Here is a 22,138-nt window from a genome sequence, read left to right as displayed (position 1 = left end):
GGGGGATCGGTGCCTGCTCTGCCCGGACTCCGGCGGTACCTGGTCGTACTGGCCGCGCTCGGAATGTGCTCCGCTTTTTTCGTGCTGGTCCAAGCCGAAGGGCTGGCCACGCTGCTCACCGGCGGCGGGATTTCGCTCTTCCTGGTGGTGGCCCTGCCCGGCCGGGCGGTGCTGACGTGGAGCCACGGCGTCCTCAGTGGACGGTTCGCGGCCACGGTCCGCGCCGGCCTGCGCCGGCGGCTGCTCGAGTCCGCTTCCGACCGCGCCGGGGTCGTCGCCACGCAGATCACGCGCGGTGTCGACGCGACGGACAGCTACCTGACCGGGTACCTGCCGTCGCTGGTCGTCTCGGTGGTGGTGCCGATCGCGGTGATCGTGCGGCTGTGCACGGCGGACGTCGTCTCGTCGCTGGTGGTGACGGCGACGCTGCCGCTGATCCCGGTGTTCGCGATCCTGGTCGGAAAGCACACTTCCGCACGGACTCAGTGGGACCTGCTCAAGAAGCTGGGCGGGCACTTCCTCGACGTCGTCCGCGGGTTGGAGACGTTGAAGGTGTTCGGGCGGGCGTCCGCGCAGGCTTCGACTGTTCGTTCGATGGCTTCCGCCCATGCCGATGCGACGTTGAAGACTTTGCGCGTGGCTTTCCTGTCTTCTCTGGTGCTGGAACTGGTTGCGACTCTTTCGGTGGCTTTGGTGGCGGTGCCGATCGGATTCCGGTTGCTCGCGGGTTCTCTCGATGCCCGGACGGCGATGCTGATCTTGGTGCTGGCGCCGGAGGCTTACCTGCCTTTGCGTTCTGCCGGGGCGAAGTTCCACGCTGCCGCGGAGGGGTTGACGGCTTTGCGTGAAGCTCTCGCGGTGCCGGTGGTTCCTGCGTTGTCCGGGGCTCGTTGTCGTCGCCGGGGTGCGCCTTCGGTGGTTTTCTCGCGAGTCTCGGTTTCGTACTCCGGCGTTCCTGCTTTGTCCGATGTGGACTTGACGTTGCCCGCTGGTTCGCGGGTGGCCTTGGTCGGGCCCAGCGGGTCGGGGAAGAGCACGCTGCTGGCTGTGCTGCTGGGGTTCGTTTCGCCTTCCTCGGGGCGGGTTTTGATCGATGGGGTGGACTTGCGTTCGTTGTCCCCCTCGGACTGGCTGGCCGACGTGGCGTGGGTGCCGCAGCGGCCGACACTGTTCCGGGGGTCTTTGGAATCGAACGTCTCGCTGGGTGATTCTGTCTCCTTTTCGGCGGCGGCCAGAGCGGCTGCGCTGGATTCGGTGGCGGCGGGGTTGCCGGGCGGGTTCTCCACGCCGGTGGGCGAGCTGGGCGAGGTGTTGTCGGCCGGCCAGCGGCAGCGGGTGGGGTTGGCGCGTGCGTTGGCGCGCACTTCGGCGGGGTTGGTGCTGCTGGACGAACCGACGGCCCGGCTGGACTCCCGGACGGAGGCGACGGTGCTGTCGGCCACGCGGCGGCTGCTGCCTGGGCGAACGGCGGTGCTGGTCGCCCATCGGCCGGCGATGGTCGAGTTGGCGGAGCGGGTGGTCGAGCTACGGGGTGGCCGGATCCGCACGGAGGTGACGGCATGAACTTCTGGGCCGTATCGAAGAAAGATGCCTTCCGGCTCCTCCGCGCAGCCCTCCTCGGCGCCGGAGCCGAACTCGCCGCCCTCGCTCTCATGGCCACCGCCGCCTGGCTGCTTCTCCGCGCCGCCGAACGACCCCCTCTCGAAGCGCTCACCGTCGCCGTCGTCGCCGTCCGGACCCTCGCCCTCCTTCGCGGTGGCCTCCGGTACGCCGAACGGCTCGCCGGGCACGAAGTCGTCCTCCGGTGGCTCGGTGCCCTTCGCGCCCGCGTCTACCAAGCCCTCGTCCCCGGGACCCGGTACTCCGGTGGGGACCTCGTCACGCGGCTCGTGTCCGATGTGGACGCTTTGCAGGACGCCGTCCTGCGGTGGCTGCTGCCCGCCGGGGTCGCCGCGCTCGTCGGGAGTGCCGCCGTGTCCGTCACCGCCACGGCGTCCGCGGAAGCCGCTCTCGCGCTTGCCGCTGGGCTGCTCGTCGCCGGGGTTCTGCTGCCCTGGCTGGTCGTCCGGCTCACCGCAAGGGCAGCCCGAGACGACGCACCGAAGCGGGCCGAACTCGCCGAACGGGCCGTCGAACTCGTCACCGGGCACCGGGAGCTCGTCGCCGCCGGCGCCCTGGGCGAAACCCGCGCGCGGGCCACCGACGTCGTCGAGCAGCTCGCGGAAAGCGAACAGCGCACGTCGGGCAAGACCGCCCTGCTCACCGCCGGCGGCACGCTCGCCCAGCTCGCCACCACCGCCGCCGTCGCGCTGCTCTGCCACGCCTCCGTGCCCTGGACCGCCGCACTCACCCTGGCCGCCATGACCACCTTCGAAGTCGTCCTCCCGCTCGTCGGCGCCGCGCGGCGCGTCCCCGAAATCCGCGCTTCGGCCGTCCGGGTCAAGGCCGTGCTCACCGAACCCGCCGGACCGCGAGGCACCCGGCCCGTACACGAAGGACACTTCACGCTCCGCAAAGCGGGAGTCAGGTACCCCGGCCGAGCGCCCGCGTTGAAGGACGTCGACCTCGACCTCCCGCCCGGCAAGCGCGTCGGGATCCTCGGGCCCAGCGGCGCCGGCAAGACGACCCTGCTCCGGCTCCTCCTCGGCCTCGAAACCCCCACCGACGGCCAGGTGCTCCTCGACGGCCACCCGCTCGCCGAGTACGCCGGCCTGCCGCAATTCGTCTCCGGCGCCCTCGCCGACGCCCACGTCTTCCACGCGACTGTCCGCGAGAACCTCCTGCTCGCGAAGCCCCAAGCAACCGACGAAGAGCTACGAGAAGTCTGCGCGACCGCCGACCTCGACCTCGACCTGGACCGCGACACCGGCCCCGACGGCGACGCGCTCTCCGGCGGTCAACGCCAGCGGCTGATCCTCGCCCGAGCCGTCCTCGCGGCACCGAAGGTCCTCGTGCTCGACGAGCCGGTCGAAGGCCTCGACCCCGCGCACGGCGACGCCGTCCTCGCCCCGGTCGTCGCCCGAGCGCCAGGCACCGTCGTCCTCGTCACCCACCGGCCCGAGCACCTGGCCGGCTTCGACGAGGTCCTCACCCTCGAGGACGGGCGAGCACTTCCCGCATCGGCGGCCGGTCCGCGACCCGGACGTCGGTGATGTCCGGCAGCCACTCCTCGTCCACCTGCACGAACTGCGTGAACGGCGCGTCCGCGGCCGGGACCCCGCAGCGCGCCAGCGCCGTGCCCAGGATCTGGCGGGACATCGCGCCCAGCTGCAGCAGCGAGCGGTTCCGGTGCTTGCGGACGCCCAGGTTGACCTGCGCGAGCCCGTCGAGGCCGTAGCGCGCTTCGGCGTCGAGCAGCAGCCCGATCTCGACGCCATACCCGGCGGCGAACGGCACCGACTCCAGGAATTCGCGCGTGCCCGCGTACTCGCCGCCGAGGGGCTGGACCAGCCCGCCGAGCGACGGGCGCAGCGCCGAGAGCACCGGCCGGGCCAGCAGCTCGGTGACGCGGCCGCCGCCGGTGCTCTCCAGCCGCAGCGGGCGGCGGTAGAACCCCTTGACCAGGTGGACGCCGCTTTCGGCGACCAGCGGGCCGAGCAGCGACGGCACGAACGCCGGGTCCGGGTCGACGAGGTCGGAGTCGAGGAAGACGACGAGGTCCCCGCTCGTCGCGGCCAGCGAGCGCCACAGCACCTCGCCCTTGCCGGGCACCGGCGGCAGCTCCGGCAGGACGTCCTCGCGGCGGACCACCCGGGCGCCGGCGGCCTCGGCCGTTTCGACGGTGGCGTCCGTGGAACCCGAGTCCATGACGACGAGCTCGTCCACGACGGTCCCGAGCAGTGGCCGCACCGACGCGACGACGGCACCCACGGTCCGCTCTTCGTCCAGTGCCGGTAGCACGACCGAAACCGTTCGGTCACCCTTCGCGGTCACGATGTCTTCGGGCGTCCACCCGGGCTCCTGCCACGTACGCCGCTCGAACCAACTCACGGGTAACGATCGTGCCATGCTGGGGGTCACCGCACCGAGGAGGAGGACCACTTGATCGCGCTGCTTGTCCGGTTCGTGCTGGGGCCGCTGGCCAGGGCGGTGTACCGGCCCGAGGTGCACGGCGTGGAGAACGTGCCCACGACGGGCCCGGTGCTCCTGGCGGCCAACCACCGCGCCGCGCTCGACACCGGCGTGATCACGTTCGCGACGCCGCGGCAGGTCAAGTTCCTCGGCAAGGCGGAGTACTTCACCGGCAAGGGCGTCAAGGGCAAGCTGATGGCCGGGTTCGTCGGCGGGCTCGGCTACATCCCGGTCGAGCGCGGCAACGCCCAGGCCGGGCTGGCGGCCCTGGAGGCGGCGCGCAAGGTGCTCGACGCGGGCGGCGTCTTCGCGATCTACCCCGAGGGCACGCGGTCCCTGGACGGCCGGCTGCACCGCGGCCACACCGGCGTCGCGGCGCTGGCCCTGGCGACCGGCGCGAAGGTGGTGCCGGTCGCGCTGAAGGGCACCGAGCAGCTCCAGCCCGCGGGCAAGCGCATCCCGCGGCCGGCGAAGATCTCCATCACGTTCGGCAAGCCCCTCGACTTTTCGCGCTACGAGGGCCAGGACTACTCGCCGGCGATCCGCCGGTCGGTCACCGACGAGGTCATGTACCAGATCCTGGAGATCTCGGGCCAGGAGTACGTGGACACCTACCACAAGCGACCCAGCGAAGGCGTCGCCTGAAGCCGGGTCCCCTCCCGCGTCAGATGCCCGGCGGCTCCTTGGCCCACTTCGGCGGAGCCGGCGGTTCGTACGTCTCGAACCGGTCCAGCAGCGCCGCCGCGTCCGCGTCCACCATCAGGAGCTCGCGGTACTCCGGCTTGACGAACCCCTCGGTCACCATGTGGTCGGCGAACGTCACCAGCGGTCCGTAGTACCCGTCGACGTCGACCAGGCCGATCGGCTTGCCGTGCAGGCCGAGCTGGGCCCACGTCCAGACCTCGAACAGCTCCTCCAGCGTGCCCGCGCCGCCCGGCAACGCCAGGAAGCCGTCGGACAGCGCCGCCATCTTGGCCTTGCGCTCGTGCATGTCCGCCACGACGTGCAGCTCCGACAGCCCCGCGTGCGAGATCTCGACCGACGAGAGCGCCTCGGGGATCACGCCGATCACCTCGCCGCCCGCGGCCAGCGCCGCGTCGGCGACCACGCCCATCGTGCCGACGCTCGCGCCGCCGTAGACCAGGCCGATGCCGCGCTGGGCCAGCAGCTTGCCCAGGGCCGCCGCCTGCTCGGCGTAGCGCGGCGAGAACCCCATCGACGAACCGCAGAACACACAGATCCGGCTCATCAGTGCGTGTCCTCCCAAGCCTGGTACGACTCCTGCACCACGCGGACGGCGTCGTCGATGTCGTCGGTGACGTGCAGCAGGTCCAGGTCGTGCGGGCTGACCTTGCCCTCGGCCTGCACGGTCTTCGCGATCCAGTCGTAGAGGCCGCCCCAGTACTCGCTGCCGAACAGCACCACCGGGAACTTCGTGACCTTCTTGGTCTGCACCAGCGTCAGCGCCTCGAACAGCTCGTCGAGCGTGCCGAAACCGCCGGGCAGGCAGATGAAGGCCTGCGAATACTTGATGAACATCGTCTTGCGGGCGAAGAAGTAGCGGAAGTTGACGCCGAGATCGACCCACGGGTTCAGGCCCTGCTCGAACGGCAGCTCGATGCCGAGCCCGACGGAGAAGCCGCCGGCCTCGGCCGCGCCGCGGTTGACCGCCTCCATCGCGCCCGGGCCGCCACCGGTCATCACGGCGAACCCGGCGTTGGCCAGCGCGCCGCCGATCTTGCGGCCGAGCTCGTACTCCGGGTGGTCGCGCTTGGTGCGCGCCGAGCCGAACACGGTGACCGCGCGCGGGACCTCGGCGAGCGCGCCGAAGCCCTCGACGAACTCGGCCTGGATCCGCAGCACGCGCCACGGGTCGGTGTGCACCCAGTCGGTGGGCCCGCGCGAGTCGAGCAGCCGCTGGTCGGTCGTGCTGCCCTGGTCACGGCGGTCGCCGCGCAGCACCACCGGGCCCTTTTGGCGCTCGACCGGGCGCTCGGGGTACTGGCCGTCGGGGAATTCAGACTGTTCGCTCACCCGGCCATGCTACGACCTGCCCGCCAGCGAGAATGCGAGCAGCGCCGTGGAGGTGAAGTCGATGGCGGGCTCGTTACTGGGCCATGAACTCAGGTCGTCCGCGTAACGACTTCCTTGCCCGTCGAAGGATTCATACGGACGGGTGCATTCCTTCGCGCCCGCCGGGAACGGCAGATCCGCGAAGTTGCCCGCGCCGTTCGGGCCGTTGACGACCGCGCCGTACAGCACTTTCGAAGGCCCGGCGAGGTTCGCGGCCTGGTGGTGCGGGCACTGCGGGAACGTCGTGCCGACGCCGACCACGAGCGACACACCCCAGGCGTTCGCGCCGAGGGTGAAGTCACGCTGTCGCGTGCCGAAGGCCGCGTACCGCGTGTCGCCGGTGACGCGCTGGTAGAGCCGCGCGGTGGCCGCGAACCCGAAGCTCTTGCTGGCGGCGTCGAAGTCGGTGACGTCGACCGCGGTCCGGAATGGACTCTTCTTGGCCGACTCCACGCCCGCGTCCAGCTGACGACGGAGGTCGGTGGCCAGCTCGCGGACGCCGAGCGCGGCGCCGGGGACACCCGTGCGCAGCAGGCCGGCGAGGTCGGCGTGGGCGAGCGCGCTGGTGTCGTAGAGGTTCAGCGTGCTCGTGTCGTCGCTGCCGATGTAGGCCTTCGCCCACTTCGCCGCGTCGCGGGCCCAGCCGTTCGCGCGCGGGTCGTTCAACGCCCGCGCCGCCAGCGCGAGCTGCGTGGCGCCCAGCTCCAGGTCGTCCTCCCACGACGACTCCGGGTAGTACGCGTGCGGGAACGCGCTGACGAGCTCACCGACGTCCGCCGTCTTGGCCTGCGCGAACACCGCCGCGGCTTCGCTCAGGTAGTGCCGGGCCAAGCGCGGGTCGCGGTGGGCCTGGATCTGCGCCCCCAGCGCGAACGCGGCGGCGACGCGGCCGGCGAGGTTCGGAGACAGCGGCGCGCCCGCGGGAGCGGCCGGGAACACCGGGCGGTACTTGACGAAGTAGGCGGGGTCGCCGGGCTTGACGTCCAGCGCGTCGTCGTCCTGGGGCTCGCGCCAGACGTCGTGGTCGCCGAGGAAGCCGAACTCCTCGCTGCCGGTGCCGATGCCGACCTGGGCGTAGAGCGTCTTGGTCCGGCCGTCCCACATCTTGTCGAGCCAGTCGAGGCCGAAGCGGACCTCCTTCGCCAGCACCGGATCGGGGTCCTCGCGCAGCACGAAACCCAGTTCGGCCAGCGAATACGCGGTGTTGGACGTGAACTTGACGAAGTCGCCCGCGTCGACCCAGCCGCCTTCGACGTCGACTGGGCCGCCCTGCGGCTGCAGCGGTTCGACGATTTCGTCGCCGCCCTCGCCGGCGAACTTCGGCTCGGCGTAGACGGTGGCCTTCCGGTCCGCGAGGTGCGACGGCTTGCGGTCGAGCCGGCCGGGAACGACGTCGTGGCCGTCGCGCTGGGCCTGGAAGAACTCGGTGGTCGCACGCACGAGCGGGCGGAACAGGCGGCGCGCCGTGTCGATCCGGAACGGCGGCGACGTCGCGCCGGCGGCTTTGACGCGGTAGGTGCCGGGTCGGTCCACAGTGGACAAGTCGAGGTCGAACACCGTGGGGTAGCGGGTGTTCCAGGCGCCGAGGCTCGCGCCGGTGCGACCTTCGCGGACCGTGTGGCCGCGCTCGTCGAGGACGGTGAACTTCCCCGCCGCGCCGCCGAGCAGGTACGCGTGCTTCGCCTCGCCCAGCGCGTAGCCGACTTGGTCGACGCGCACCTCGGCCAGGGTGACCGCCGCCTCGGCCGAGGTCGCGGCGAGGGGCACGGCGAGCGCGGCCGCCGTCGCGAGGGGAAGCAGGCGCATGATCGGCTCCACTTTGTTAGGAAAGTTTCCTATCTAGCGCGAGAACGCTATCCCGGCACGGGCGGGGCGTCAATATGTCCGTTTCCCCGGCGCCGGTGCCGATGACCTACCGTGGGGAGATGACCGAACCGCTCGGCGCGCGGATCCGCCGGCTGCGCGCCGAGCGCGGGTGGACCCAGCGCGAGCTGGCCGAGCCGGGGTACGACCGGGGCTTCCTGGCGAAGGTCGAGACCGGCAGCCGGCCGCCGTCGGAGGAGATGCTGGCCTACCTGGCCGGGCGGCTCGGCCTGAGCGTCGACGACCTGCGGTTCGGCCGTCCGCCCGGCGTCGCCGACGAGCTGCGCGCGTCCCTCGACGAGGGCTACCGCGACCTCGAACAAGGCCGGGTCGCGCCCGCCGAGGAACGCTTCGCCGCCGTCGGGAAGCAGGCCGCGGGCTACCACCTGGACGACGTCGAGTGCTACGCGCGGTTTTGCCTCGCCGAGGTGAAGTGGCAGCTGTTCGACGTCGAAGGCGCGCAGAAGGAGCTGGAGCACGCTTCGGAGCTGAGCGACGCGGCACCGCCGTGGCTGCGGGCGATGATCGTGCACCGCTGGTCGGGCTGCCGGTACCTGAGCGGCGACGCGGGCACGGCGATCGCGCGGGTCGAATCGGCGCTGACCTCCCCCGATCTCGACCCCGACGCCGAGTTGTGCCTGCTCAGCGCGTTGATCCACCCGTTGATGGAGATGGGCGGGCTGCACCGCGCCCAGCGCGCGGCGCTCGATGGCCTTCGCCTGGCCCGGGCGGCCACGCGGCCGGACTTCGTCGCGCGGTTCCACCGGCAGGCGTCGCAGGTGTGGCAGGCGATCGGGCAGCCCGAGCGGGCGGAGCAGGATCTGATCGAGGCGTGCCGCCTGTTCGCGTCGGTGGGGTTCGACCGCGACGCGGCCCGCTGCCGCTGGGCCCGGGGGTATCTGCTGCGCCGGCTCGGCCGGCTGGACGAGGCCCGCGCGGAGCTGACGTCGGCCCGTGACCAGCTGGCGGCGATCGGCGCGGAGGAAGGCGTCGCGGGGGCGACCCTGGAACTGGCCGAGGTCCGGCTGCGCCAGGGGGCGCCCGGCGAGGCGGCTTCGCTGGTGTCGGAGGTCTGGCCGCTGCTGGCCCGCGACGTCGAGTCCCTGGGCGAGGCGACCGGCCTGCTGGGTCAGGTCGCGCAGTCTCGCGGCGACCTCCCCGAGGCGACGCGCCTGCTCCGCGAGGCGGCGGAGATCCAGACCCGGGCGTCCCTGCACGGTGCGGCGATCTCGACGTCCCTGCGCCTCGGCGACGTCCTCCGACAACGTGGTCATCTCGACGAAGCCATCGAGGCTTACCAACGCGGCCTCGACTCCGCCACCGGCACCTGACCCGGAGGGTCGGCGGACCTGCGGGCCTGGTGGTCCGGGTGGGGGAAGTTTCCTACCAAAGTCTGGTGAATTGGTTCAGACCAGTACGCAACCCCCGAGTTTCCTGCGGTTTCGCGCGGAACGCCATGATCTTGAAAGCCGGGCGCTGGGCCATTCGGCCCATTGACCGACCGGCGAGCGGAACCTTTACTCGGACGCGTCCGGCGCAATAACAGTAGTTATTCCGGCGGGCACACTCCTCGCGTCCCCGAAAGGTTTCCCCATGAGATCCCCACGAGGGCTGGCGGCGATCGCCGGCATAGCCCTGACCTTCGCGGTGCCGGCGATCCCGGCCACCGCCACACCTGGCAACCCCTCAGCCCCCGCCGCCACCCCGCCCGAGGCGCTCGCCGCCCGAGCCGCCGACCAGGCCGCCCTCGACGGCGCCGACCGGCTCGCGAAGGGCGCTGGGGAGGCCTTCGTCCGCACCGGAGTCACCCCGGGTGGCGGCGGGCTCTACTACGCCTCCTACCAGCGCACTTACCACGGTCTCCCGGTCGTCGGCGGCGACGCGGTCGTCGTCGCCGACGGGACCGGACGTGTCCGCGGCACCGAAGCCGCGCACACCGCGCCGATCACCGTGAAAACCCAGGCCACGCTCAGCGCCGAGCAGGCCACCAGGATCGCCGAGGCCAAGGTGTCCACAGTAGACAGTGCCACCACACCCCAGCTCGTGGTGCTGGCCGGGGACGCCCCGAAGCTCGCCTACGAGGTCGTCGTGAGCGGTCACGACAAGACCACCCCGACCAAGCTGCACGTCTTCGTCGACAGCGTCACCGGCACCGTCCTCGACACCCGCGACGACGTGCGCGAAGCGGGCACCGGCAACTCCTTCTACGCCGGCACCGTCCCGATCGACACGTCCGGCTCCGGCAGCTCCTACTCGATGACCGACCCGGGCCGCCGCGGCATCGCCTGCGGCCGCGAAGGCGGCTCGATCTTCACGAAGAGCACCAACACCTGGGGCACCGGCTCGGGCACCGACCTCGAAACCGCCTGCGTCGACGCGCTCTACAGCGTCCAGACCGAGTGGAAGATGCTCGGCGAGTGGCTGGGCCGCAACGGCATCGACGGCGCCGGCGGCGGCTTCCGGGCGAGCATCGGCCTCAACGACGTCAACGCCTACTGGGACGGCTCCTCGACCCACTTCGGGCACTCGCAGGACAACCGCCGCCAGGCGACGCCGATGGACGTCGTCGGCCACGAGTTCGGGCACGCCATCTTCCAGACGACCCCGGGCGGCGCCGGCTCCGGCAACGAGAACGGCGGGCTCAACGAGTCCACCGGCGACATCTTCGGCGCGCTGACCGAGTACTACGCCAACAACCCGAAGGACACACCGGACTTCAGCGTCGGCGAAGGCGTCAATCTCGTCGGCCAGGGCCCGATCCGCTACATGGACAACCCGTCGAAGGTCGGCGACCCGAACTGCTACTCGGCGTCGATCCCGAGCACCGAGGTGCACGCCGCCGCGGGCCCGCAGAACCACTGGTTCTACCTCCTTTCCCAGGGCAGCGGCGCCAGCCCGACGTGCAACAACTCGACCGTCACCGGCATCGGCATCCAGAAGGCCGGCAAGATCTTCTACAACGGCCTGCTGAAGAAGACGTCGTCGTGGAACCACCGCGCGGCCCGCAAGGCCACGCTGGAAGCCGCGATCGCGCTCTTCCCGGGCAGCTGCACGGAGTTCAACGCCACCAAGGCCGCCTGGGACGCCGTGAGCGTCGCCGCGGTCAGCGGTGAGCCGACGTGCAGCGGCCAGCCGCCCGCCGGCAACGACTACTCGCTGACGCTGTCGCCGTCGTCCGCGTCCGTCCAACCGGGACAGACCGCGACCACCACGGTGACCACCCGGATCACCTCGGGCAACGCCCAGGCCGTCCAGCTGCAGGCTACCGGCCTGCCCGAAGGCGCCAAGGCGACCTTCAGCCCGGCGAGCGTCCAGTCCGGCGGCACGTCGACGCTGACCGTCACCACCTCGGCGACCACGCCGGAAGGCACCAGCCAGGTGACGGTCACCGGCGACGGCACCGACGCCGACCACACCGCGCAGTTCTCGCTCACCATCGGCACCGGCACCCCGCCGACCGGCTGCGCCGGCCTCGCCGAGTGGGACTCCGCCAAGGCGTACGTCCCCAACGACGTCGTCGGCCACAACGGTCACAAGTGGACGTCGCTGTGGTACTCGACCGGTGCCGAGCCCGGCGCGCCCGGCTCGTGGGCCGTGTGGAGCGACGCCGGCGCCTGCTGATCCCGGCCGTGCGGCGGCGGGCGACTCCCCCGCCGCCGCGCGGCCTACCCTGAACCGGTGGAAAGGCGACCCGAGTGAGCGACAGCGTCGGCGAACGCCTGCGTGAGCTGCGCACCGAGCGCGGGCTCACGCAGCGCGAACTGGCCGGGCCGCAGTACTCCGCGGCGTACGTGTCGTCGGTCGAGACCGGCGCGCGGACGCCGTCCGGCGACGCGCTGCGGTTCTTCGCCCAGCAGCTCGGCATCGACCCCGACGAGCTGCTCGGCGGCAGCTCGCCGCGGGAGCTGCTCGAGCTGGACCTCGAGCTGATCGAGACGGCGGACCGGTTCCTGGCCGGTGACGCCCGCCGCGCGACCCCGCGGATGCAGCGGATCCGGCGCCGCGCCGAACGCCTGGACCGGCCGCGGCAGGCGGGCATCGCGTTGCTGTGGCTGGCCGGGTACTCCACCGGCGACGCCCGCACGAAGTACGTCGCGGAGGCCGAGACGACGTTGTCGGGCGAGCCGCCGCCGGTGCGCGCGATGGTCGTGCCGCTGCGCGCGGCGGTGCTGAGCGACTGGGGCGAGGCGCAGTATTCCCTGCACCTGCTGGAAACCTGCCACGCGGAGCTGCTGCGCGACGGGTACCCGCAGCCGTCGATGCTGCTGACGCTGCGGGCGTGTCTCGCCGAACGGCACCTCCGCCAGGGCGACCTGGAGCGCGCCGCGGAGTACGCCGAGGCGGCGCTGCGGCTCACCCGGGGCGGCCCGGCGGTGCTGGCCGAGCTGACCCGCAGCCACGTCGAGGTGTGCCGCAGCCACCTGGCGGCCGACCGGTTCGCCGACGCGGCCGCGTCGGTCGCCGCGGCCTACGACCTGATGCAGGAACGGGCCCTGCACCCGGCCATGGCGCACTGCCTGCTGGCGAGAGCCCGGGTCCGCGGCCGTGCGGGCGACGTCGAGGGTGCGCTGGCCGACCTCGGCGCGGCGCGGGAAACGGCGTGGCCGGCCGACGTCCCGGCGATCACGGTCGAACTGGCGGCGGAGTACCTGGCGGCGGGCCGGCCGGAGACGGCGGGCGCGTTGCTCGACCAGGTCCGCCCGGCCGTCGTGGCGGGCACGGCGCTGGCGGCGGAGCTCCGGTTGCAGCTCGGGTCGCTGGCTCGCGCCCGCGGAGACGTCCGGGGCGCGGCGGAGTACCTGCGCGCGGCGGTCGATCTCGCCACCGGGCTCGGGGCACGGGCGGTGCTGGCGCGCGCTTTACGGCCGCTGAGCGAGCTCCTGGGCGAGACCGGACGGCCGGAAGAAGCCGCGAACGTGCTGCGGAACGGGTTGCTCGCGCTGGGCGCCGAAGCCGACTGACATCGTTTTCTTAAGCAGTACTAACGATTCCCGATGATCGAGATCTTCCGGCGTTCGGATGGTGTCCGGAACAGTCCCTACGAAAGTCGTTCCGGTGCGGAATGCGTGGCGAATCCCCAGCACCGGCGGGGTTTGTACGAATTGACCGCCGAATCCGGAACGCGGCGTTGGTCCGTTCGGCGCATTGACGCCCCGATCCGCTGATCCTTTACTCGGATGCGTCCGGACGCATACCTCCTGTTAGCACTCCGGACACGTCCCCCTTTCCCCGCACCGCACCCCATCGTCCTGCCTTCGTGGAAGGAAGACTTCGATGACCCATCGTGGGTTCAGAACGGGCTTGGCGGCCGCCGCCGGGCTCGCCATGACACTCGCGCTGCCGGTGGCACCGGCCAGCGCGACCCCAGCGGCCCAGCCCGCCGCCCCGGACGTGGCCGCCGCCCGCGCGGCCGACCAAGCCGCCGCGTCGGGACTGGACGCGCTCAGGCGCGGACCGGCCGAATCGTTCCAGCGCGTCGGGCTGACCGCCGGTGGCGGTGGCCTGTTCTACGGCGCCTACCAGCGGACCTACCAGGGCCTGCGGGTCGTGGGCGGGGACGCGGTCGTCGTCGCCGACGGTGCCGGGCGCGTCCGCGGCACCAGCGCCGCCGAGACCGCGGCCATCACCGTCGGGACGCAGGCCGCGCTCGACGCCGCGAAGGCCGCGGCCACCGCGCGCGCTCAACTGCCCACAGTGGACAGTGTGAGCACGCCGGAGAAGGTCGTGCTGGCCGGGGCGACCCCCAAGCTGGCCTACGAGGTCGTCGTCGCCGGGCGCACCGCCACCGCGCCGAGCAACCTGCACGTCTTCGTCGACGCGGCCACCGGCGCAGTGCTCGACAAGCGGGACGACGTCAAGACTTTCTCCGCCAAGGCAGCGACAGAAGCGCAGCCCGGCACGGTGAACGTCGCGGGCACCGGCAACAGCTACTACGTCGGCAACGTCTCCATCGACACGACGCAGTCCGGCAGCACGTACACGATGCGCGACCCGGGCCGCACCGGCATCAGCTGCGGCCGCGAAGGCGGTTCCGTCTACAGCGGCACCGACAACGCGTGGGGCAACGGCACCGGCACCGACCTCGAAACCGCCTGCGTCGACACGCTCTTCGGCGTGCAGACCGAGTGGAAGATGCTGTCGGAGTGGCTGGGCCGCAACGGCATCAACGGCAGCGGCACCGGGTACCCGGCGTCGGTGGGCCTCAACGACGTCAACGCCTACTGGAACGGCTCGTCGACCCACTTCGGTCACTCGCAGGACAACCAGCGCCAGGCCACGTCGATCGACGTCGTCGCCCACGAGTTCGGGCACGGCATCTTCCAGTTCACCCCGGGCGGTGCCGGCTCCGGCAACGAGAACGGCGGCCTGAACGAGTCGACCGGTGACATCTTCGGCGCGATCACCGAGGCGTACGCCAACAACCCGAAGGACGTTCCGGACTACCAGGTCGGCGAAGGCGTCAACCTGGTCGGCGACGGTCCGATCCGCTACATGTACCAGCCGTCGCTGGTCGGCGACCCGAACTGCTACTCGTCGTCGATCCCCAGCACCGAGGTGCACGCGGCGGCCGGCCCGCAGAACCACTGGTTCTACCTCCTCGCCGAGGGCTCCGCGCCCGGTGGCGGCAAGCCGAACAGCCCGACCTGCAACAGCTCGTCGGTCACCGGCATCGGCATCCAGAAAGCGGCCAAGATCTTCTACAACGGCCTGCTGAAGAAGACCTCGTCGTGGAACCACAAGGCCGCCCGCAAGGCGACCCTCGAAGCCGCGATCGCGCTCTACCCGGGCAGCTGCACCGAGTACAACGCCACCAAGGCCGCGTGGGACGCCGTCTCCGTCACCACCGCGACCGGTGAGCCGACGTCGTGCAGCGGCGGCGGGCCGGACTTCTCCGTCGCGCTGAACCCGGCTTCGGGTTCCGTGCAGCCGGGTGCCTCGGCGACCACCACCGTCAGCACCGCGACCACCTCCGGCGCGGCGCAGTCGATCACGCTGTCCGCCTCGGGCCTGCCCGCCGGTGCGACCGCGACGTTCAGCCCGGCGACCGTCCAGTCGGGCGGCTCCTCGACGCTGACCATCGCGACGACGTCTTCCACCCCGACCGGCAGCTTCCCGATCACCATCACCGCCGACGGGGCCAGCACCGACCACACGGCTTCGTTCTCGCTCACCGTTGGTACCACCGGGTCGTGCGCCCCGGTGACCAACGGAACGCGGCTGACCATCCCGGACTACCCGGGTGCCGCGGTCAGCAGTACCAACACCGTCGCGGGCTGCGCGCGCAGCGCGTCGTCGACGACCAAGGTCGAGGTGCACATCACCCACACCTACAGCGGTGACCTGGTCCTCGACCTGGTCGCGCCGGACGGCACCGCCTACCGGCTGAAGAACTCCAGCAGCAGCTCGACGCCGAACATCAACACCACCTACACCGTGAACGCTTCTTCGGAAGCCGCTAACGGCGCGTGGCAGCTCCGCATCCGCGACGTCGGCCCCGCCGACACCGGCTACCTGTCCTCCTGGACGTTGACCGTGTAGTCCCGCCCCGAAGCCGTGAATGTCGCATTGAGGGACTTGAAGTCTCTCAATGCGACATTCACGGCTCTTCTCCCCAACCCCCATCGAAGGAACTCACCGCCATGAAGTGGAAGACCAGACTCGGAGCCGGGGTCACCGCCCTGGCCGCCGTGATGGGTGTCGTGACCGCCCCCGGAGGCGCCACCGCCACCGCCGCGCCCGTCACCGCGCTCGCCGCACCGGACATCTCGCTGGCCAACATCAAGACCCACCTCAACCAGCTGCAGGCCATCGCCAACAACAACGGCGGCACGCGTTCGCCGCGCGGCGCCGGTTACGCGGCTTCCGTGACCTACGTCGAAAACCTGCTCAAGAACGCGGGGTACACGACGACCCGCCAGACGTGCACCAGCTGCATCGGCCAGTCGCAGAACCTGATCGCGGAGTGGCCGCAGGGTGACGCGAGCCAGGTCATCATGCTGGGCGCGCACCTCGACAGCGTCAGCGCCGGCCCCGGCATCAACGACAACGGCTCCGGTAGCGCGTCGATCCTCGAGACGGCCCTGACGCTGGCCCGCACCAACCCGGCGATGGCCAAGCGCGTCCGGTTCGGCTGGTGGGCCGACGAGGAGTCCGGCCTGGTCGGCTCGAAGTACTACGTCAACAACCTGCCGAGCAGCGAGCGCACGAAGATCAAGACCTACCTCAACTTCGACATGATCGGCTCGAAGAACTGGGGCTACTTCGTCTACGACGACGTCGCTTCGGTCAAGGCGGTCTTCGACGAGTACTTCTCGTCCATCGGCATCCAGACCGAGGGTGACAGCGAGGGCGACGGCCGGTCCGACCACGCGTCGTTCAAGAGCGCGGGCATCCCGGTCGGTGGCCTGGCGACCGGCGCCGGCGACATCAAGAGCTCGGCGCAGGCGCAGAAGTGGGGCGGCACCGCGGGTGCGGCGTTCGACAACTGCTACCACCGCGCGTGCGACACGACGTCGAACATCCCGGACGCGCCGCTGGAGAAGAACTCCGACGCGATCGGGTACGCGCTGTGGAAGCTGGCCGTCGCGACGACGCAGGGCAACGACTTCTCGGTGAACCTGAACCCGACCGCCGGGACCGTCCAACCCGGACAGTCGCTGCAGGTCGCGGTGAGCACCGCGACGACGTCCGGCAGCGCGCAGTCCATCTCGCTGTCGGCTTCGGGCCTGCCCGCGGGTGCGACGGCGTCGTTCAGCCCGGCCACCGTCCAGTCGGGCGATTCCTCGACGCTGACCGTCACGACTTCCGCGTCGACGCCGACCGGCACCTTCCCGATCACCGTGACGGCCGACGGCGCGAGCGTCGACCACACGGCGTCGTTCTCGCTGGGTGTCGGCACTTCGTCGTGCGCGCCGGTGACCAACGGCACGCGGCTGACCATCCCGGACTACCCGGGTGCTGCGGTGAACAGCACGGCGACCGTCGGCGGCTGCGCGCGCAACGCGTCGTCGACGACCAAGGTCGAGGTGCACATCACCCACACCTACCGCGGTGACCTGGTCCTCGACCTCGTCGCCCCGGACGGCACGGCGTACCGGCTGAAGAACTCCAGCAGCGACTCGACGCCGAACCTCGACACCACCTACACCGTCAACGCCTCTTCCGAGGCCGCGAACGGTGCCTGGCAGCTGCGGCTGCGCGACGTCGGCCCGGCCGACACGGGTTACCTGTCCTCCTGGACACTGACCGTCTGACCCACCCCGGGGGCGGCACTTTCCCGTGAAAGTGCCGCCCTCGGTAATTTGTCTAGACCACCCGATCGTAGGTAGTCAGCGCTTTCCCCGGTTCCCTATCGTGGGCGGACACGCCGCGTTCGCCCTCAACGACGATGGGAGCCGGTATGTCCGGTCGTAGAACCCGCTTCTTCGGAACCCTCCTGGCGGCGGTCCTGGCCGTCCCGCTGCTCGTGCCGGCCCCCGCGCAGGGGGCGGTGTCGGCCGACACGTGCGCGGTGAAATCCCGGCCCGCGGGCAAGGTCCTCCAGGGGTACTGGGAAAACTGGGACGGCGCCGCGAACGGTGTCCACCCCGGGATGGGCTGGGTGCCCATCACCGACAGCCGCATGGCACAGCACGGCTACAACGTCATCAACGCCGCCTTCCCGGTGATCCGGTCCGACGGGACCGTGTTGTGGGAGAACGGGATGGACGCCGGCGTCAAGGTGTCGACGCCCGCCGAGATGTGCGCTGCGAAGGCCGCGGGCGCGACGCTCCTGATGTCGATCGGCGGCGCGGCCGCCGGGATAGACCTGTCTTCGTCCGCGGTGGCCGACAAGTTCGTCGCCACGGTCGTGCCGATCCTGAAGCAGTACAACTTCGACGGGATCGACATCGACATCGAGACCGGCCTGACCGGCAGCGGCAACATCAAGACGTTGTCGGCGTCGCAGTCGAACCTGATCCGGATCATCGACGGCGTGCTCGCGCAGATGCCGTCGAACTTCGGGCTGACGATGGCGCCGGAAACCGCTTACGTCACCGGCGGCAGCATCACGTACGGCTCGATCTGGGGCGCGTACCTGCCGATCATCAAGAAGTACGCGGACAACGGCCGGCTGTGGTGGCTGAACATGCAGTACTACAACGGGTCGATGTACGGCTGCTCGGGTGATTCGTACCAGGCCGGGACCGTTCAGGGCTTCACCGTCCAGACCCAGTGCCTGAACCAGGGCCTGGTCGTGCAGGGAACGACGATCCGCGTGCCGTACGACAAGCAGGTCCCGGGTCTGCCGGCCCAGCCGGGCGCGGGCGGCGGGTACATGTCGCCGAGCCTGGTTTCCCAGGCGTGGCGGTCGGTTCCGGGCCTGAAGGGCCTGATGGACTGGTCGATCAACTGGGACGGCTCGAAGGGCTGGACCTTCGGCGACAACGTCAAGTCCCTGCAGGGCCGGTAACGCCGAGGTCCGTGAATGTCGCATTGAGGGACTTGACGTCCCTTCAATGCGACATTCACGGCTTTACGAGTCGCCGGCCGGGATCGGGTCGTTGTACTCGCCGGACGGGCCCGCGTACTCGCGGCCGTTCGGGAACGGCCAGGGGTTCGGGACGCAGCCGTGCAACCCGAGCGTCTGCTGCTCCATCACGGGCGCCGGCCGGCCCGCGCCCGGGCACAGCTCGTGGCCGTGGCCGAGCCGGTGCCCGGTTTCGTGGGTGACCATGTACTGGCGGTAGACGTCGATCGGGGCGCCGTAGTTCGGGACGGCGTTGGCCCAGCGGGCGATGTTGAGCACGACGTTGCTGCCGTTGCGGCAGGAGGTGTAGCCGTCCGGGGAGCCGCCGCACAGCTTGTCGCGGCTGGCCGGGGTGGCCAGGTAGATGGTGAAGTCGGCGTCGTCGTCGGGCCCGACCTGCTGCAGCCGCCACTCGCCGCCGCCGGTCCAGCCGCGGGGGTCGCCGAGGATGCCGCGGATGGCCTTGGCGAACGCGGCCGGCCCGACGCCGTCGATGTCGGTCTCGAGCGCGATCCGGTACCGCATGAGCTTGCCCTTGGTGCCGGCCACCTCGTCGCTGCCGGGGGTGAACATCCACTGGCCGGAGCCGGTCCGCGGGAAGGTGATGGCGACCTCGACGGGCGCGGCCTGGGTGACGGGCGCACGCGCGTCGGGCGGCGGCGGCACGGAAGTGGCCTCCCCGATGGCCATGACCACGGGCCCGGCCGCGGGCGCGGCGACGGGCTGCTGCTCACAGGCCGTCACGGCGCCGATCACCGCCAGGGCGAGCACGGCGACGGCCGCGGCCCGTCTCGCGGTTTTGGGCATGGGTCCTCCCGGACATGCGGCTTCACCAGTGAATACGGCCCGCGTACGGGAAAAGTTGCGGTGACCCCTGGCGACAGTGTGTCACCGCAGCTCAGTGGACCCCAGTGTGACGACGGCCACTACGCCCCAATGTGGCCTTCGGTGCGTCAGACGCACCCAAGGCGGCCTTCGGTGCGTTAGACGCACCCAAGGCCACATTGGGGCGCTGGGGCCACTCAGGACAGGAACTTGCGGAGGATCTCCGTGACCTGGCGGATCTCCGCCGTGTGGACGTTCTCCTGCTTCGTGTGCGCCAGCGTCGGGTCGCCCGGGCCGAAGTTGACCGCCGGCATCCCCAGCGCCGCGAACCGCGCCACGTCCGTCCACCCCAGCTTCGCCGCCGCGCGACCGCCGGCCGCCGACACCAGCTCGGCCGCCGCCGGGGCCGACAAGCCCGGCAGCGCTCCCGGGGAAAGGTCCACAACGGACAGTTCGTAGCCGTCGAACACCTCGCGCAGGTGACGCTCGGCCGCCTCCGGGTCGCGGTCCGGGGCGAAGCGGTGGTTCACCGTCAGCACCGCCGCGTCCGGGACCACGTTGCCCGCCACGCCGCCGCTGATCGACGTCGCCTGGAGGCCTTCGCGGTAGGTGAGCCCGTCGATGTCGACGACCCGCGGCGTGTACTCCGCCAGCCGCCGCAGGGGCCCGGCCAGCGCGTGGATCGCGTTCTCCCCCATCCACGCCCGCGCGGTGTGCGCGCGCTTCCCGGAAAGCCGTAGCTCGACGCGCATCGTGCCCTGGCAGCCCGCCTCGATCACGCCGTTCGACGGCTCGCCGACGATCGCCAGGTCGCCGGCCAGCCACTCCGGCAGCTCGCGCTCGATCCGGCCCAGGCCGTTCTTCGTCGCTTCGACCTCTTCGTTGTCGTAGAAGACGAAGGTGACGTCGTGCTTCGGCTCCGGCAGCGTCGCGGCGAGGTGCAGGAACACCGCGTCGCCGCTCTTCATGTCGACCGTGCCGAGGCCGTGCAGGATCTCGTCGGCGCCGGCGCCTTCGCGCCGCGAAGGCAGGTTGCCGTTTTCCGGCACGGTGTCCAGGTGCCCGGCGAGCACGACCCGCGACGCGCGGCCGAGGTGGGTGCGCGCGAGGACGGCGTCGCCGTTGCGGAGCACTTCGAGGTGCGGCGCGTGCTTCTCGAGCGCTTCCTGCACGAGCGTCGCCAGCTCGGCCTCGCTGCCCGAGACGCTGAAGACGTCCACGAGCGCGGCGGTCAGGTCGACGGGATCGGCGTGCAGGTCGAGGCTCATGCCCGGCACGCTACCGTGGGGGTGTGCGTAGGTTCCCGGTCGCCGTGGGCGGCGCGTTGCTGGTCCTGGTTCTGTCCGGCTGCGGCAACGAGGCGGGCCCGACCCCCAAGCAGGGTGGCGAGCCCGGACCGGACGCGCTCCCGACGAAGCTGGCCGCGCTGACCGCCGACCAGTGCTACGCGAGCCCGCGCACCCAGCTGCCGAAGGGCTGTGAGAAGTACGTCACGGAGGTCGCCAACGTGCCGGGCACGGCCCGCAAGCGCGCCGACGACCGGGACCCGCAGCTGGTCGCCGAAGCCGACAAGCTGGACACGGCCATCAAGGCGTTCCGCGGCGCCGGCTGCACGACCGTGCCCGACCCGGGTGGCCCCTGCACGCAGGCGCTGGTCGACGTCGCCGCTGCTCTGTCGGGCCTGAAGAAGCAGGTCGACGCCCGGCCCACGACGGGTTGATCCGCGTCACCCCCGGTCTTTCGGGGGTCCAGGGGGCTTGCCCCCGGCTGGGGTCTGGGGCTTGGCCCCAGAAGTTACGGACTACGGTGAAGGCCGTGAGCGAGCAGAGCCCGAACCCCGAAACGACCGGCGCCAGCGGCGTCGGGCTGGCCACCGTCGCGACCGACGGGACGGTCCTCGACACCTGGTACCCGCACCCGAAGCTGACCGACGGCGGCACCGCCGGCACCGAGCGCCTGAGCCAGGAAGAGGCCACCGAGCTGCTCGGCGAGGCCGCCGCGGCGCTGCTCGGCCCGGACACCGACCGCGGGGTCGAGGTCGTCGCCGTCCGCACCACGATCGGCAAGCTGGCCGACGCCCCGGCCGACACGCACGACATGTACCTGCGGCTGCACCTGCTCTCGCACCGCCTGGTCCGCCCGCACGGCCAGAACCTCGACGGCATGTTCGGCCTGCTCGCGAACGTCGTGTGGACCAACCACGGCCCGTGCCCGGTCGAGGGCTTCGAGACGACGCGGCTGCGGCTGCGCTCGCGCGGCGCGGTGACCGTGTACAGCGTCGACAAGTTCCCGCGGATGGTCGACTACGTGCTGCCGGCCGGCGTCCGGATCGGCGACGCGGACCGCGTCCGACTCGGCGCGCACCTGGCGTCCGGCACGACCGTGATGCACGAGGGCTTCGTGAACTTCAACGCCGGCACGCTCGGCGCGTCGATGGTCGAGGGCCGCATCTCGGCCGGCGTGGTGGTCGGCGACGGCTCGGACGTCGGCGGCGGCGCGTCGATCATGGGCACGCTCTCGGGCGGTGGCAAGGAGACGATCTCGCTGGGCGAGCGCTGCCTGATCGGCGCGAACGGCGGCGTCGGGATCTCGCTGGGCGACGACACGGTCGTCGAGGCCGGGCTGTACGTGACGGCGGGGACGAAGGTCGTCGTCGACGGCAAGGTCGTCAAGGCCCGCGAGCTCAGCGGCGTCTCGGGCGCGGTCTTCCGCCGCAACTCGGCGACCGGCGCGGTCGAGGTCGTGCCGCGGACGGGGTCCGGCGTCGAGCTGAACTCGATCCTGCACGCCAACTGA

The 22,138-nt window shown here is 71.3% G+C and carries 17 protein-coding genes; 11 read left to right on the top strand and 6 right to left on the bottom strand.

Features of this window, described 5'->3' with window-relative positions; translation table 11 throughout:
- Positions 1-9 precede the first annotated feature (9 nt).
- Together cydD and cydC are read left to right on the top strand one after the other, a co-directional pair.
- On the top strand, positions 10-1,563 hold the full coding sequence (gene cydD / locus ACZ4TR_RS40900; protein ID WP_465293506.1) for a thiol reductant ABC exporter subunit CydD: 1,554 nt from the start codon (positions 10-12) through the stop codon (positions 1,561-1,563).
- A complete protein-coding gene (cydC, locus tag ACZ4TR_RS40895) occupies positions 1,560-3,152 on the top strand; it encodes a thiol reductant ABC exporter subunit CydC (RefSeq protein WP_465293505.1) in 1,593 nt (530 codons plus the stop codon). Before cydD ends, cydC begins: the two co-directional genes overlap by 4 nt.
- Here cydC and ACZ4TR_RS40890 read toward each other — a convergent pair.
- On the bottom strand, positions 3,088-3,990 hold the full coding sequence (locus ACZ4TR_RS40890; protein WP_465293504.1) for a glucosyl-3-phosphoglycerate synthase: 903 nt from the start codon (positions 3,988-3,990) through the stop codon (positions 3,088-3,090). The genes cydC and ACZ4TR_RS40890 overlap by 65 nt on opposite strands.
- 51 nt (positions 3,991-4,041) lie before the next feature.
- On the opposite strand from ACZ4TR_RS40890, the gene ACZ4TR_RS40885 reads away from it, so the two are divergent.
- Positions 4,042-4,716: a lysophospholipid acyltransferase family protein gene (locus ACZ4TR_RS40885; RefSeq protein ID WP_465293503.1), complete on the top strand. Its 675-nt coding sequence runs from the start codon at positions 4,042-4,044 to the stop codon at positions 4,714-4,716.
- A 19-nt stretch (positions 4,717-4,735) separates the two neighbouring features.
- On the opposite strand, the gene ACZ4TR_RS40880 is transcribed toward ACZ4TR_RS40885, so the two are convergent.
- From ACZ4TR_RS40880 to ACZ4TR_RS40870, 3 genes are read right to left on the bottom strand one after another with little or no spacing between them, the layout of a single operon-like run.
- Positions 4,736-5,320 carry an LOG family protein gene (locus tag ACZ4TR_RS40880; RefSeq protein WP_465293502.1) on the bottom strand — a complete coding sequence of 195 codons (585 nt, stop codon included), beginning with the start codon at positions 5,318-5,320 and terminating at the stop codon, positions 4,736-4,738.
- A complete protein-coding gene (locus ACZ4TR_RS40875) occupies positions 5,320-6,105 on the bottom strand; it encodes an LOG family protein (protein ID WP_364526064.1) in 786 nt (261 codons plus the stop codon). The genes ACZ4TR_RS40880 and ACZ4TR_RS40875 overlap by 1 nt, the downstream gene beginning before the upstream one ends.
- A 9-nt stretch (positions 6,106-6,114) precedes the next feature.
- Complete coding sequence (locus ACZ4TR_RS40870) at positions 6,115-7,950, bottom strand: glycoside hydrolase family 9 protein (protein WP_465293501.1); 1,836 nt, start codon at positions 7,948-7,950, stop codon at positions 6,115-6,117.
- A 101-nt stretch (positions 7,951-8,051) separates the two neighbouring features.
- On the opposite strand from ACZ4TR_RS40870, the gene ACZ4TR_RS40865 reads away from it, so the two are divergent.
- The 6 genes from ACZ4TR_RS40865 to ACZ4TR_RS40840 all read left to right on the top strand — a co-directional run bounded on the left by ACZ4TR_RS40865 (position 8,052) and on the right by ACZ4TR_RS40840 (position 18,460).
- The gene (locus tag ACZ4TR_RS40865; protein WP_465293671.1) at positions 8,052-9,338 is read left to right on the top strand and encodes a helix-turn-helix domain-containing protein; all 1,287 of its coding nucleotides are present in this window, start codon (positions 8,052-8,054) and stop codon (positions 9,336-9,338) included.
- 262 nt (positions 9,339-9,600) lie between these two features.
- Positions 9,601-11,628, top strand: a complete 2,028-nt coding sequence (locus ACZ4TR_RS40860) for a M4 family metallopeptidase (protein ID WP_465293500.1) — start codon at positions 9,601-9,603, stop codon at positions 11,626-11,628.
- A gap of 74 nt (positions 11,629-11,702) precedes the next feature.
- The gene (locus tag ACZ4TR_RS40855) at positions 11,703-12,968 is read left to right on the top strand and encodes a helix-turn-helix domain-containing protein (protein ID WP_465293499.1); all 1,266 of its coding nucleotides are present in this window, start codon (positions 11,703-11,705) and stop codon (positions 12,966-12,968) included.
- Positions 12,969-13,281: 313 nt separating this feature from the next.
- A complete protein-coding gene (locus tag ACZ4TR_RS40850; RefSeq protein WP_465293498.1) occupies positions 13,282-15,546 on the top strand; it encodes a M4 family metallopeptidase in 2,265 nt (754 codons plus the stop codon).
- Between the two features lie 101 nt (positions 15,547-15,647).
- A complete protein-coding gene (locus tag ACZ4TR_RS40845) occupies positions 15,648-17,261 on the top strand; it encodes a M28 family peptidase (protein ID WP_465293497.1) in 1,614 nt (537 codons plus the stop codon).
- 146 nt (positions 17,262-17,407) lie between these two features.
- Positions 17,408-18,460, top strand: a complete 1,053-nt coding sequence (locus ACZ4TR_RS40840; protein WP_465293496.1) for a chitinase — start codon at positions 17,408-17,410, stop codon at positions 18,458-18,460.
- 63 nt (positions 18,461-18,523) lie between these two features.
- Here the strand turns inward: ACZ4TR_RS40840 and ACZ4TR_RS40835 are convergent, their stop codons facing one another.
- Together ACZ4TR_RS40835 and dapE are read right to left on the bottom strand one after the other, a co-directional pair.
- On the bottom strand, positions 18,524-19,324 hold the full coding sequence (locus tag ACZ4TR_RS40835; RefSeq protein WP_465293495.1) for a DUF3152 domain-containing protein: 801 nt from the start codon (positions 19,322-19,324) through the stop codon (positions 18,524-18,526).
- 215 nt (positions 19,325-19,539) lie between these two features.
- Positions 19,540-20,610: a succinyl-diaminopimelate desuccinylase gene (dapE, locus tag ACZ4TR_RS40830; protein WP_465293494.1), complete on the bottom strand. Its 1,071-nt coding sequence runs from the start codon at positions 20,608-20,610 to the stop codon at positions 19,540-19,542.
- A gap of 44 nt (positions 20,611-20,654) precedes the next feature.
- Between dapE and ACZ4TR_RS40825 the strand changes: the two genes are divergently transcribed.
- Both ACZ4TR_RS40825 and dapD read left to right on the top strand, forming a co-directional pair.
- The gene (locus ACZ4TR_RS40825; protein WP_465293669.1) at positions 20,655-21,062 is read left to right on the top strand and encodes a hypothetical protein; all 408 of its coding nucleotides are present in this window, start codon (positions 20,655-20,657) and stop codon (positions 21,060-21,062) included.
- A 95-nt stretch (positions 21,063-21,157) separates the two neighbouring features.
- Positions 21,158-22,138, top strand: a complete 981-nt coding sequence (gene dapD / locus ACZ4TR_RS40820; RefSeq protein ID WP_364526454.1) for a 2,3,4,5-tetrahydropyridine-2,6-dicarboxylate N-succinyltransferase — start codon at positions 21,158-21,160, stop codon at positions 22,136-22,138.

Source organism: Amycolatopsis sp. NPDC028719, from assembly GCF_055565395.1.
The sequence above is the reverse complement of the archived record's forward strand: the minus strand, read 5'-3'. Positions and strand labels throughout refer to the sequence as shown.

What these genes read in the sequence shown, in the direction of transcription:
- cydC (WP_465293505.1), top strand. Translation starts at nt 1,560, where the DNA reads ATGAACTTCTGGGCCGTATCGAAGAAAGATGCCTTCCGGCTCCTCCGC.
- ACZ4TR_RS40880 (WP_465293502.1), bottom strand. Translation starts at nt 5,320, where the DNA reads ATGAGCCGGATCTGTGTGTTCTGCGGTTCGTCGATGGGGTTCTCGCCG.
- ACZ4TR_RS40870 (WP_465293501.1), bottom strand. Translation starts at nt 7,950, where the DNA reads ATGCGCCTGCTTCCCCTCGCGACGGCGGCCGCGCTCGCCGTGCCCCTC.
- ACZ4TR_RS40865 (WP_465293671.1), top strand. Translation starts at nt 8,052, where the DNA reads ATGACCTACCGTGGGGAGATGACCGAACCGCTCGGCGCGCGGATCCGC.
- ACZ4TR_RS40860 (WP_465293500.1), top strand. Translation starts at nt 9,601, where the DNA reads ATGAGATCCCCACGAGGGCTGGCGGCGATCGCCGGCATAGCCCTGACC.
- ACZ4TR_RS40850 (WP_465293498.1), top strand. Translation starts at nt 13,282, where the DNA reads ATGACCCATCGTGGGTTCAGAACGGGCTTGGCGGCCGCCGCCGGGCTC.
- ACZ4TR_RS40845 (WP_465293497.1), top strand. Translation starts at nt 15,648, where the DNA reads ATGAAGTGGAAGACCAGACTCGGAGCCGGGGTCACCGCCCTGGCCGCC.
- ACZ4TR_RS40840 (WP_465293496.1), top strand. Translation starts at nt 17,408, where the DNA reads ATGTCCGGTCGTAGAACCCGCTTCTTCGGAACCCTCCTGGCGGCGGTC.
- ACZ4TR_RS40835 (WP_465293495.1), bottom strand. Translation starts at nt 19,324, where the DNA reads ATGCCCAAAACCGCGAGACGGGCCGCGGCCGTCGCCGTGCTCGCCCTG.
- dapE (WP_465293494.1), bottom strand. Translation starts at nt 20,610, where the DNA reads ATGAGCCTCGACCTGCACGCCGATCCCGTCGACCTGACCGCCGCGCTC.